The sequence below is a fragment of the Paucibacter sediminis genome, from assembly GCF_030254645.1.
Taxonomy (GTDB): Bacteria; Pseudomonadota; Gammaproteobacteria; order Burkholderiales; family Burkholderiaceae_C; genus Paucibacter_B; species Paucibacter_B sediminis.
Window position 1 is genome coordinate 4,919,997 of record NZ_CP116346.1, and the last position, 11,745, is coordinate 4,931,741.

General features: G+C 69.7%; 9 protein-coding genes. 6 read left to right on the forward strand and 3 right to left on the reverse strand.

Going from position 1 to position 11,745, the window contains the following annotated elements; genetic code table 11:
* Nucleotides 1-37: 37 nt before the first annotated feature.
* Both PFX98_RS22835 and PFX98_RS22840 read left to right on the forward strand, forming a co-directional pair.
* Nucleotides 38-1,078 (forward strand): DUF72 domain-containing protein, encoded by a 1,041-nt coding sequence (locus tag PFX98_RS22835; protein WP_285232778.1) that lies wholly within the window; start codon nt 38-40, stop codon nt 1,076-1,078.
* A 40-nt stretch (nt 1,079-1,118) separates the two neighbouring features.
* Nucleotides 1,119-1,319 carry a hypothetical protein gene (locus PFX98_RS22840; RefSeq protein WP_285232779.1) on the forward strand — a complete coding sequence of 67 codons (201 nt, stop codon included), beginning with the start codon at nt 1,119-1,121 and terminating at the stop codon, nt 1,317-1,319.
* 14 nt (nt 1,320-1,333) lie between these two features.
* On the opposite strand, the gene PFX98_RS22845 is transcribed toward PFX98_RS22840, so the two are convergent.
* The 3 genes from PFX98_RS22845 to PFX98_RS22855 form a co-directional block, all read right to left on the reverse strand.
* Nucleotides 1,334-2,158, reverse strand: coding sequence for a LytR/AlgR family response regulator transcription factor (locus tag PFX98_RS22845; RefSeq protein ID WP_285232780.1), 825 nt, complete (start codon nt 2,156-2,158; stop codon nt 1,334-1,336).
* Nucleotides 2,155-3,246 (reverse strand): sensor histidine kinase, encoded by a 1,092-nt coding sequence (locus tag PFX98_RS22850; RefSeq protein ID WP_285232781.1) that lies wholly within the window; start codon nt 3,244-3,246, stop codon nt 2,155-2,157. Before PFX98_RS22850 ends, PFX98_RS22845 begins: the two co-directional genes overlap by 4 nt.
* Nucleotides 3,247-3,345: 99 nt before the next feature.
* Nucleotides 3,346-3,594, reverse strand: coding sequence for a hypothetical protein (locus tag PFX98_RS22855; RefSeq protein WP_285232782.1), 249 nt, complete (start codon nt 3,592-3,594; stop codon nt 3,346-3,348).
* A gap of 228 nt (nt 3,595-3,822) precedes the next feature.
* Between PFX98_RS22855 and PFX98_RS22860 the strand changes: the two genes are divergently transcribed.
* From PFX98_RS22860 to PFX98_RS22875, 4 genes are all read left to right on the forward strand, one after another.
* Entirely contained in the window at nt 3,823-5,628 is a 1,806-nt protein-coding gene (locus PFX98_RS22860; protein WP_285232783.1) for an ABC transporter substrate-binding protein, read from the forward strand.
* A 37-nt stretch (nt 5,629-5,665) separates the two neighbouring features.
* Nucleotides 5,666-8,500, forward strand: a complete 2,835-nt coding sequence (locus tag PFX98_RS22865; RefSeq protein ID WP_285232784.1) for a TonB-dependent receptor domain-containing protein — start codon at nt 5,666-5,668, stop codon at nt 8,498-8,500.
* A 66-nt stretch (nt 8,501-8,566) separates the two neighbouring features.
* On the forward strand, nt 8,567-10,549 hold the full coding sequence (locus PFX98_RS22870; RefSeq protein ID WP_285232785.1) for a hypothetical protein: 1,983 nt from the start codon (nt 8,567-8,569) through the stop codon (nt 10,547-10,549).
* Nucleotides 10,550-10,554: 5 nt separating this feature from the next.
* Nucleotides 10,555-11,730 (forward strand): PLP-dependent transferase, encoded by a 1,176-nt coding sequence (locus PFX98_RS22875; protein WP_285232786.1) that lies wholly within the window; start codon nt 10,555-10,557, stop codon nt 11,728-11,730.
* The last annotated feature ends 15 nt before the right edge of the window (nt 11,731-11,745 follow it).

The window sequence follows — 11,745 nt, forward strand, 5'->3', positions numbered from 1 at the left end:
TAGCAAGCGGCCCGGGCCGGCCCGCTATGCTGGCCGCATGCAAGATGCATTGTTCCCCGAGGCCCCTAGCGCCACCATGCCGGCTGCCAAGCCGGCCAGCAAGCCCGGCAGCAAGATCCAAGCCCAACCGGCCGCCGCAAGCATCCAGGCCTTGGCGGCGCAACTGCCGCAGGCGCTGCGCCTGGGCACCTCGTCCTGGGCCTATCCGGGCTGGGCCGGCCAGGTCTGGCAGCGTGCCTACCCGGCCAGCGCCCTGTCCAGGCAGGGCCTCGGCGCCTACAGCCAGCACCCGCTGCTGCGCGCGGTGGGCATCGATCGCAGCTTCTACCAACCCCTGCAGGCCAGCCAGTACGAGCGCTACGCGGCCCAGGTGCCGGCCGACTTCCGCTTCACGGTGAAGGCGCCGAGCCTGGTCACCGACGCCTTGCTGCGCGACGCGCAGGGCCGCGGCGGCCGCAGCAACAGCGCCTTTCTCGATCCCGCCCTGGCCCTGCAGGAATTCGTGCGGCCGGCCATCGAGGGGCTGGGCGACAAGATCGGTGCGCTGGTGTTCCAGCTCAGCCCGCTCTCGCCGGCCCTGCTGGCGCGGCGCGGCGAGGTGCTGGACCGGCTGCATGCCATGCTGAGCGCCCTGCCTCGGCTGGACGGGCCGGCCAGCATCGCCGTGGAGCTGCGCGACCCGGAGCTCCTGTGCGAGGACCTGGTGGCCCTGTTGCGCGACACCGGGGTCAGGTATTGCCTGGGCCTGCACGCCAAGCTGCCGGCGCTGCAGGAACAGCTGTGGATACTGCGGCGGCTCTGGCCCGCTCCCCTCGTCTGCCGCTGGAACCTGCACCGGCGCTTCGGCCCCTTCGGCTACCAGGAGGCGCTGCGCCGCTACGGCGATTTCGAGGCGCTGCAGGACCCCGACCTGCCGACGCGCGCCCTGCTCGCCCATGTGATCCGCGGCACCGCCGCCGCCGGCCTGCCCTGCCAGGTCACGATCAGCAACGAGGCCGAAGGCTCGGCCCCCGCATCGGTGCTTGCGCTGGCGCAAGAAGTCCTCAATGTTGTGGACGCCGCGGCGCCAAAAGCATAGAGTGATCGGGCAGATCCCGACTTCCTTTTAGGAGCAGATCATGGCAAGCGGAAAGATTCACAGCTTCTCCGACAGCGGCCTGCATACTGCACTCTTGGCCGCGCTGATCGGCATCCTGGCGCTGATTCTGGTCGACGCCTTCTTCTTCACGCCCGAGGGTCGCACGCCGGTCATCTGGCGGCTGGATCGGGTGGTGGTGGAAGGCCAGGCCACGCCGCCCGGCCACCCGCCAGGCCGCTGAGTTGCGCGCCCTGGCTACATCTGCCGGAACAGGTGCAGATAGCTGCGGCTGACCGGCAGGACCTCGGGCCGACCCTTGAGATGCAGGTCGGCGGTCTCGTTCGGCCCGCGCGTCACATGGCTGACCGCATGCAGGTTCACCACCACCGAGCGATGCACCTGCACAAAGCACTGCGGGTCCAGCTGCTCCACCAGCTCGCGTATCGGCGTGCGTATCAGCGCCTCGCCCTCGTGCCAGACCACCAGGGTGTATTTCTCGTCCGAACGCATGAAGACGATCTGGTCCACCGGGATCAGCTTGAGCGTCGACCCCACGGAGGCGCGTATCCATTGCAGATGGCCCGCCGCTGAGCCAGTTGTCGAGGCCGCCGCGCCGGCGCCGCCCTCGGGCTGCATCAGCTTGCGCGCCAGGGTTTCGATCGCGGCCTGCAGATCGAGTTGCGGCTGCGGCGTGCCCGCCGCCCGCGCCCGCAGGCGCTCCTGCAGGCGCTGCACCGTGTCGGCCAGGCGCAACTCGTCCACCGGCTTCACCAGATAGTCGAGCGCGCCCTGCTCGAAAGCCTGCACCGCATACTGCTCGTAGGCGGTGACGAACACGACCTGCGCGCGGCGCGCGATCTGGCGTGCCGCCTCCACGCCGTTCATGCCGGGCATGTGGACGTCGAGGAACACGATGTCGGGCTCATGCTGCTCGAACAGCTCCACCGCCTCGCGGCCGTTGCGCGCCTGGGCCAGTACGCGCAGCTCGGGCCAGGCCGTGGCCAGGGCGCGCTGCAGGCTTTCGCGCAGCAGGGGCTCGTCGTCGGCGATCAGGGCGGTGGGGGCGGTGCTTGCGGTCATGGCGTGAAGCGGATCTCGGCGCGCAGGCCGTGGGGCTGATTCTCCTGCAGGTCGAGGGCGGCGCCCTCGCCATAGACCACCTGCAGGCGCTCGCGCAGATTGCGCAGGCCGGTGCCCGAGCCCATCTGCTGCACCAGGCCCACGCCGGTGTCGGAGACCCACAAACGCACCTGCCCGTCTTCGAGCAAGCCGCCCAGTTCGATGCGCCCGCCCTCCTCGCTGGGGTCGATGCCATGGCGCACCGCGTTCTCCACCAGGGTCAGCAAGGCCATGGGCGGAAAGCGCAGGCGTAGCAGCTCGGGGGGCACCGCGATCTCGTAGACCAGGCGATCCGGCATGCGCAGATGCATCAGCTCCAGATAGGCCTTCACCAGCCCCAGTTCGTCGGCTAGGCAGGCGGTCTCGTCCTGCAGCCTCGGCATGGCGGCGCGCAGATAGGCGATCAGGCTGCGCAGCACCGGCGCGGCCTGCGGCGAGCCCGCTTCCACCAGGGCGCGCACATTCGCCAGGGTGTTGAAGAGAAAGTGCGGCTCCACCTGGGCCTGCAACAGGCGCAGGCGGGCGTCGAGCGCGCGCCGCTCCAGCTCGCTGCGCTCCAGCTCGAAGCTGAGCGCCTGGTTGCGTGCCTCGGCGTCGCGCTGCCGGTACAGCGCGCCCATCGCCAGCAGCGGCCCCACCAGCAGGCCCGAGCCGGCGATCCACAGAAAGCCCATCACCCGCCCCTCGCTGCGGATCAGCGAGGCGAAGTCGCCGCCCACCGCCACCAGGTAGACCAGCAGGGTGGCCACCGGCACCGCCAGCGCCACCACCAGCACCTGGAACAGCCAGCGCGCCCACCAGCGCGGCAGGCGCCGCGGCCATTGGCCCGCTGCGGCAAAGGCCAGCAGCGCCCACAGGCCGACGAACATGGTGCGGCCCAGCAGCACGGGGAAGGGAATGATGAAGATCGGGCCCAGCATCACCGCCGCCAAGCCCGCCAGGCCCAGGGCCAGCGCCAGCCGCAGCGGCGTCAGATAGGCAACGAAGCCCTGCCAGGGGCTGGGTGCGGCGGGCGATGCCGCGGGGGCAATGGGGCTGGCGGTCGACATGGGGCGCACGATAGCGGCCTTGCGCGCCCCCACCAAGCGTCGGCGGCTGCCGGCGCGACGAACGACCGAAATCGGGCCCCGGGTGGCGGGGCCACCGCTTCAAGACATGGCCGCGCGGCCACACATCACCGCATCGCGCCCGGCATTGAGCGCGAAGCGCAAGGCCTCCGCGGGCGACGACCAGGCAAAGCCGCCCGCCAGGCTCTCATCGCGATAGGTCTCGCGGCGCGGCTGGCCGACCGGCATGCGCACCACCACCACGGCGGCCACATAGCCGTACTGGCGTGGCCGCTCCAGCGCCCCCGCATAGATCCTGAAATCCCCTGTGTCTACTTCTTGGAAATGCATGACCGACTCCTGTGCGATCAAAGCCTCGCTGACCGCAGCGCGACTGTGAACCGATGCGCGGCCGCGCGCACCTCCCACTGAGGGGGGATGCAGATGTAAGCGGCCGGCCCCGGCGCGGCTATGCCAAAGCCGGATAGCTGCGCCGAAAACTCCCATAGATCGGCGTTGGCAGCGCGCCCTAAGCTTGCCGCCAATCTGGCATTCCAGCCATATATCTAACCCAATCCCATGCAATCCAGCCGCCCCCACGCGTTGCGCCGGTGGACCGTCCAGCTCTGCCTGTTGATGCTGCTGCCGCTGTCGCTGCAGGCGGCGCCGCCCGCCGCGATCAAGGTCCTGCGCCTGCCGCTGGAGCAGGCCGAGACCAGCTTCGATCCGGTGCGCGCCGACGACGTCTACTCGCTGCGCGTGCTCAGCCATGTGCTGGAGGCGCTCTACCACTACGACTACTTGGCGCGCCCCGCCAAGCTGGTGCCGCTGACGGCCGCCGCCCTGCCCGAGGTGGCCGAGGACTACAAGTGCTGGACCATCCGCCTGCGGCCCGGCATCTTCTTCGCCGACGACCCGGCGTTCGGCGGCAAGCCGCGCGAGCTGGTGGCGGCCGACTATGTCTACAGCTTCAAGCGCTATGCCGACCCGGCGCTCAGCAGCCCGCGCTTTGCCGAATGGCTGGAGGCCGGCATCCTGGGGCTGCAGGGCTTGCGCGAAGAGGCGCTGCGCAGCGGCAAACCGATGGATTACGGGCGCGAGATCGCCGGCCTGCGCGCGCTGGACCGCTACACGCTGCAGATCCGCCTGGCCGAACCGCGCCCGCGCTTCGCCCAATGGCTGGCGGGCAATGACAAGGCCGGGGCACTGGCGCCCGAGGTGGTGCAAGCCTATGGCGCGCAGATCGGCGAGCATCCGGTCGGCACCGGCCCCTTCCGCCTGGCCGAGTGGCGGCGCAGCTCGCGCCTGGTGCTGGAGCGCAACCCCGGCTACCGCGAGCGCTATTACGACGCCGAGCCCGCCCCCGGCGATGCCGAGGGTCAGGCCTTGCTAGCCCGCTTCAAGGGCCGGCGCCTGCCCATGGTGGACCGCGTCGAGCTGTCGGTGATCGTGCAGAACCAGCCGCGCTGGCTGGCCTTTCTGAACGGCGAGCTGGACCTGATCGAGGTGCCGGGCGACTTCATACCCAAGGCGGTGCCCTTGGGCCGGCTGGCCCCGCACCTGCGCCAGCGCGGCATCCGGCTCTACCGCAGCCAGAAGGCCGACGTCACCTATATGTACTTCAATATGCGCAGCCCGGCGCTGGGCGGCAACGCACCCGACAAGGTGGCGCTGCGGCGCGCCATCGGCCTGGGGCTGGACGTGGCGCGCGAGATCCGGCTCACCCGCGGTGGCCAGGCCATCCTGGCGCAGTCGGGCGTGGTGCCCTTCACCAGCGGCTACGACGAGCGCTTCCGCTCCGAGAGCGGCGAGCATGACCCCGCCAAGGCGCGCGCCCTGCTCGACACCTATGGCTACCGCGATCGCGACGGCGACGGCTGGCGCGAGCAGCCCGATGGCAGCCCGCTGGTGCTGGAGATTGCCACCCAGCCCGACGACTTCTCGCGCGCCCAGGACGAGCTGCGCAAGAAGGACCTCGACGCGCTGGGCCTGCGCACCCGCTTTGTCACCGCGCAATGGCCCGAGCAGCTGAAGGCGGCACGCGCCGGGCGGCTGATGATCTGGCAGCTCAGCGAGACCGCCGTCAATCCCGACGGCCAGGACCTGGGCATGCGCAAGCTCTACGGCCCCGAGGCCGGCAGCACCAACCTGAGCTATTTCCGGCTGCCCGCCTTCGACGCCCTCTACGAGCGCGTCACGCGCTTGCCCGACGGCCCCGAGCGCGAGGCCGCCCTGCACGAGGCCAAGCGCCTGCAGGTGGCCTATATGCCGCTGAAGTACATGACGCACCGCATCGGCAACGAGCTGACCCAGCCGCGCCTGCAGGGCTACCGGCGCGGCCTGTTCTCGCAGGAGCTCTGGCACTACGTCGACCTCGCCCCCTGAACGCTTTCCCTTAGACCATAAAACCAATGGAGACCCGATGAAATCGAAGACCTTGCACCCGCTGGTCGGTGCCCTCATGCTCGCCGGCCTGGCCCACAACCCGGCCAGCGCCCAGACCGCGCCCGCCCCCGACAAGCTGACCCGCGTCGAGGTGATCGGCAGCCACGTCAAGCGCCTCAACATCGCCGATGAGGGCCCGGCCGCGGTGCAGATCATCTCGCGCGAGGAGATCGCGTCCAGCGGCATGGCCACGGTGCGCGAGCTGCTGGAGCTCTCGGCCGCGGTGACCGGCGAACTCTCGGACATCGGCGGCGGCGGCTCCTTTGCCAACGGCGCCACCGGGGCCTCGCTGCACAACCTGGGCAAGCAATCGACCCTGGTGCTGCTGAACTCGCGCCGCCTCTCGATCTATCCGCTGGCCGACTACAACCAGACCTTTGCCAATATCGACGCGCTGCCGCTGGAGGCGGTGGAGCGCGTCGAGATCCTGAAGAGCGGCGGCTCCTCGCTGTACGGCTCCGACGCGGTGGCCGGTGTGATCAACATCGTCACGCGCAACAACTACCAGGGCCTGAGCGCCAAGCTCACCCACGAAAGCTCGCTGCTGAGCCAGCGCTTCGGCAACCGCGCCGGCTCGATCGCGGGCGGCATCGGCGACTACGCCAAGGACGGCTTCAATGTGCTGGCCAATATCGACGTCTACCACCGCGACGGCAACTTCTCCTGGCGCGATGTGCTGGACGATGCCAACCCCGCGATGAAGGCCTACTCGGGCAGCTTCGGCAGCCTCTCCAGCTACAGCTATCCGGGCAATGTGATCGGCGCCGGCCCGATCGCCGGCTGCAACACCTTCAATGCCAGCAAGTCGCTGTGCATGTATGACCGCTACGAACGCTTCGCGGTGCAGCCCTCGGCCGATCGCATCAGCGCCCTGGTATCGGGCAAGCTCAACATCTCCGAGCATCTGCAGGGCTTTGCCGAGGGCATCTACTCCAATACCAAGACCGCCTACTGGGGCCCGCATGGCGCCTACGGCTGGGCACTCGGCGCCTCGGTGTGGGCCGACCCCTCGACCAAGCAGGTGCGCACCTTCTATCCGCGCGGCCTGCCCGCCGAACATCCGCTCAACCCGCTGGGCGAGGAGGCCGAGCTGCGCTACCGCTTCGTCGACGACGGCAATGGCAACCATCTCTCCACCGACCAGTACCGCGTGCTGGCCGGCCTGAAGGGCGACTGGCAGGGCTGGGACTGGGAGGCCGCCGCCGGCGTGATGGGCGGCAAGACGCGCCAGCGCACGCGCGGCTCCTTCAGCGACAGCGGCTTCAAGGCCCTGATCGGCGATTACAACAAGGACACCTTGGACGCCGACTTCTTCAACAAGCCGGGCGGCTACAGGATCGGCCAGGTCAACAGCGAGGCGGTGCTGGCCCGGCTGTTCCCCGAATACGGCTACCACGCCAGCACGCGCCAGACCTTTGTGGACGGCAAGCTCAGCGGCGAACTCGGCCGGCTGCCGGCCGGCCCCATCGGCGTGGCGGCGGGCTTCGAGCTGCGCCATGAGTCGATGGCCATCCTGCCCACCGAGAACCTCGCCAAGGGCGACATCGTCGGCTGGGGCAGCGTGCGCACCGATGCCGCGCGCAGCTTCGGTGCCGTCTACACCGAGGCCAATTTGCCCTTGGCCAAGAGCCTGGAGCTGCAGGCCGCAGGCCGGGTCGACAAGTTCCACGGCTTCGGCGCGCATTTCTCGCCCAAGCTGGCGCTGCGCTTCCAGCCCATGCCGGAACTGCTGCTGCGCGCCTCGCTGGAGAACGGTTTCCGCGCACCCAATCTCGCCGAGAGCTCTCCCTCCACCAAATCGGTGTTCGCCAACGGCCTCAGCGACCCCAAGCGCTGCGACGCCGCCAACCGCCTGACGAACGACCTGCGCGCCCAGGCCGCCGCCCTGCCCGATAGCGATCCCAACAAGACCCTGCTGCAGGCGCGCGCCGACGGCATCGTCGGCAGTGAGTGCAATTTCGGCGCCGCCAGCCTGGTGCAGTACAACCCCAACCTCAAGCCCGAGACCTCGCGCATCATCACGCTGGGCCTGGTGCTGCAGCCGATCAAGCAGATCAGCACCTCGGTGGACTACTACAAGGTGGAGCGCAAGAACGAGATCCAGACCATCAATGCGCAGGACCTGCTCAGCGCCGAGGCCCAGCAGCCCGCCGGCACGCTTGTGCGCGCGCCCGACTTCAGCAACGACCCCACCTTCATCAATGCCGCCGAGGTCGCCAAGTACCAGCCCGGCGCGCCCAAGGTGCTGTACCTGAACGACCATTTCCGCAACCTCGGCAAGACGCGCGTGAGCGGCATCGACTGGGCCATCAAGAGCCAGTTCAACACGCCCCTGGGTGCGGCCGGCGCCGAGCTGGACTCCAGCTACCTGATCGAGTACCGCAGCTTCAGCACTGCCGAGAATCGCTGGGGCGACAACCTCGCCGGCCGCTACGGCTTCCCGCACTGGTGGGCACGCCTGTCGGGCCACCAGCAATGGGGCGACTGGAAGCATGGCCTGAGCATGATCTGGCAGCAGCCGACCCCGCTCACGGGCGACTACTACGACCAGAGCTGGAACACCCAGGACTGCGTGGACAACAAGGGCCTGACGGCCGAGCAGTGCCGCGTCGCCAGCTACATCCGCTGGGACTACAACCTGCGGTTCACGCCGATCAAGTCGCTCACGCTGACCGCCAATGTGCGCAACCTCTTCAACCGCCGGCCGCCGATGGACTACCGCGCCTTCGGCCAGGGCGGCATCATCCCCGCCAACCGCGAGGACGTGATGGGTCGCATGTTGCGCATCAGCGCCGAGTACAAGTTCTTCTAAGCTAGCCACCTCGACCCAAGGCCGGCCCGGTTTGCGCAAGCAGGCCGGGCTTGCTACCGACCCGCCATGCACAAACTCCTTCCCACTGCCCTGCTCGGTGCCAGCCTGCTGCTGAGCGCGCATGCCCAGATCCCGGACTTCCAGCCGCGCTGGCGGCTCGAGGCCGGGCAGATCAGCTGGACGGTGCGCGACGCGCACCGCGACCAGCTCGAGATGAGCGGCCGCCAGGTCTCGGCGGTGATCGACTACGGCAGCGACGCCCAGGGCCGGCTCGCGCTCAAGCGCACCGTGGTCTGGCCGATGCTGCGCACCCTGCCCGACGACACCCATGCCAGCCTGATGCGCAGCTACGAGCTGGGCATCACGCCCGAGCTGCTGATCGACGGCCGGGCGGCAGCGCCGGAGACGCTGCAGCAGGTGCGCTTCGACGGCATGCTGACGCTGGAATCCGCGCTTGGGCAAGACCTGACCCTGGTGCGCCGGCTCAGCCCCTCGCCCGACGAGCCGGCGCTGGTCGAGCGCCTGGAGCTCGTCAACCGCGGCACGCGCAGCGTGCGCTACCAGTTCAAGCCGCTGCTGCGCAGCGAGGCCACCGCGGCCGAGGCCGGCACCCATGGGGCTTACCGCATCCAGGTCAGCGCGGCGGGCCGCGAGGGCGAACTGGCACCGCAGCAGCGCGTTGCGGTGGACCTGGTGTTCATGGCCCGGCTGGCCAACGAGATGGTGCATGTGGACACCGACGAGGCCTTCGAGCGCCGCGCCGCCAAGCTGGCGCAATGGCGCGGCCAGCTGGTGCTGGAGACACCCGAGCCGGTGCTCAACACCATGTTCGACTTTGCCAAGATCCGCGCCGCCGAGAGCATCTTCGCCACCCGCGGCGGCCTCATGCACGGCCCCGGCGGCACGCGCTACTACGCCGCCATCTGGGCCAACGACCAGGCCGAGTACGTGAACCCCTTCTTCCCCTATCTGGGCGACCAGGCCGGGGTCGAATCGGCGTTCAACAGCTTCCGCTGGTTCGCCAGCTATATGAACGAGCAGTACAAGCCCATCCCCTCGTCCATCGTGGCCGAGGGGCGCAGCTTCTGGAATGGCGCCGGCGACCGCGGCGACTGCGCCATGATTGCCTACGGCGCCAGCCATTTCGCGCTCGCGCAGGGCGACCGCGACGGCGCGCAGCGCCTGCAGCCGCTGATAGCCTGGTGCCTGGAATACAACCGCCGCCAGCGCGACGCCACCGGCATCATCCGCTCCGACAGCGACGAGCTGGAGGGCCGCTTCCCGGCCGGCAAGGCCAATCTCAGCACCAATGTGCTGGCCTATGCCGCCCTGCTGGGCGCGGCACGCCTGGCCGAGGATCTGGATCCTGCCCGGGCACCGGCGCTGCGCGCCGAGGCCGCGGCGCTGCGCCAGGCGATCGACCGGCACTTCGCCGCGCGCGTGGGCGGCTTCGACACCTACCGCTATTACGAGGGCAATGACAAGCTGCGCGCCTGGATCGCCCTGCCCCTGAGCTTCGGCATCCACGAGCGCCAGGCGGGCACCGTCGAGGCCCTGCTCTCGCCCCAGCTCTGGTCGGCCAACGGCGTGCTCACCGAGGCCGGTGACAGCACCTTCTGGGACCGCTCCACCCTCTATGCCTTCCGCGGCCTGATGCGCAGCGGCGAGCTGGAGCGCGTGCTGCCCTATTTCCGCTACTACTCGCAGCGCCGCCTGCTGGGCGAGCATGTGCCTTATGCGGTGGAGGCCTGGCCCGAGGGTCAGCAGCGCCATCTGTCGGCCGAAAGCGGCCTGTACGCACGCGTGGTGGTGGAGGGGCTGTTCGGCATCGAGCCGCTGGGCCTGCGCCGCTTTGCGCTCGCGCCACGCCTGCCGCAGGCCTGGCCCCGCATGGCGCTGCGCCAGATCCGCGCCTTTGGCAGCCAGGGCCTGGACATCAGCACCGAGCGCAAGGGGAGCCAGCAACAGGTGCGCGTCAGCGCGCAGGGCAAGCTGCTGCTCGACACCTTGTGGGACGGCCGGGCGCCCCTGCAAGTCACGCTACCCTGATGACCATGACGCCACAACACCCCCACGATCCGGTCGCCGCCACGCTCACCGCCGATGCCCCCAACCCCTGGGGCGCGGTGGTGCCGCCGATCGCGCAGACCTCGCTCTTCACCTTCGCCAGCTACGAGGCCATGGCGGCGCGCTTCGCGGGCGAAACCAGCGGCCCCATCTACAGTCGCGGCGACAACCCGACGGTGATGGAGTTCGAGGCCAAGCTGGCGGCACTGGAGAGCGCCGAGGCGGCGCGCGGCTTTGCCAGCGGCATGGCGGCGATCTCGGCCGCCATCCTCTCGGTCGTGAAGGCGGGCGACCGCATGCTCTGCGTGCGCCATGTCTACCCCGACGCCTATCGCTTCATGGAAAAGTTGTTGCCGCGCCTGGGCGTGCGCGTCGAGTATGTGGACGGCAGCGACCCGGCCGCGGTGGCCGCCGCCCTGCCCGGCGCCGCCCTGCTCTACCTGGAAAGCCCGACCTCCTGGGTAATGCAGACCCAGCCGCTGCGCGAGCTCTGCGCGCTGGCGCGCCAGCATGGCGTGGTGACCATTTGCGACAACAGCTGGGCCACGCCGGTGTTCCAGCGCCCGCTGGATTGCGGCGTCGACCTGGTCGTGCACTCGGCCTCCAAATACCTCAGCGGCCACAGCGACACCGTGGCCGGCGTGGTGGCCGGCAGCAGTGCGCGCATCGCCGCGCTGAACGATCTGGTCTACCCCTATCTGGGCGCCAAGCTCGCACCGATGGAGGCTTGGCTGCTGGTGCGCGGCATGCGCACCCTGCAGCTGCGTATGCAGCACCACGCGGCCGCGGCCGCGGTGCTGATCGAGCGGCTGCGAGCCCATCCGGGCGTGACCGCGGTGCTGCATCCCAGCCAGGCGCCCGCGGCCGCGGGCAATGCCAGCCTGCGCGGCTTCAGCAGCCTGTTCAGCCTGGAACTGGCGCCGCACCTCGACGTGCCGGCCTTCTGCAATGCGCTCAAGCTGTTCCGCATCGGCGTCAGCTGGGGCGGGCATGAGAGCCTCGTCTTCCCCTCGGCCATCGGCCGGGCGCAGAACGCCGGACCGAACCCGCTGCTGGCCTTTGATGTCAGCGGCCGCCTGGTGCGGCTCTACATCGGGCTGGAGGGCGTGGACGACCTCTGGGACGATCTGCAGCAGGCGCTTGCCAGCGCCCGCCGCCCCTGAGCCTGGCCCTCCTGC

Bases quoted from the DNA above. Each gene is read 5' to 3' on its own strand.
- PFX98_RS22835 (WP_285232778.1), top strand. From the start codon at position 38: ATGCAAGATGCATTGTTCCCCGAGGCCCCTAGCGCCACCATGCCGGCT.
- PFX98_RS22840 (WP_285232779.1), top strand. From the start codon at position 1,119: ATGGCAAGCGGAAAGATTCACAGCTTCTCCGACAGCGGCCTGCATACT.
- PFX98_RS22875 (WP_285232786.1), top strand. From the start codon at position 10,555: ATGACGCCACAACACCCCCACGATCCGGTCGCCGCCACGCTCACCGCC.
- PFX98_RS22870 (WP_285232785.1), top strand. From the start codon at position 8,567: ATGCACAAACTCCTTCCCACTGCCCTGCTCGGTGCCAGCCTGCTGCTG.
- PFX98_RS22865 (WP_285232784.1), top strand. From the start codon at position 5,666: ATGAAATCGAAGACCTTGCACCCGCTGGTCGGTGCCCTCATGCTCGCC.
- PFX98_RS22855 (WP_285232782.1), bottom strand. From the start codon at position 3,594: ATGCATTTCCAAGAAGTAGACACAGGGGATTTCAGGATCTATGCGGGG.
- PFX98_RS22845 (WP_285232780.1), bottom strand. From the start codon at position 2,158: ATGACCGCAAGCACCGCCCCCACCGCCCTGATCGCCGACGACGAGCCC.
- PFX98_RS22850 (WP_285232781.1), bottom strand. From the start codon at position 3,246: ATGTCGACCGCCAGCCCCATTGCCCCCGCGGCATCGCCCGCCGCACCC.
- PFX98_RS22860 (WP_285232783.1), top strand. From the start codon at position 3,823: ATGCAATCCAGCCGCCCCCACGCGTTGCGCCGGTGGACCGTCCAGCTC.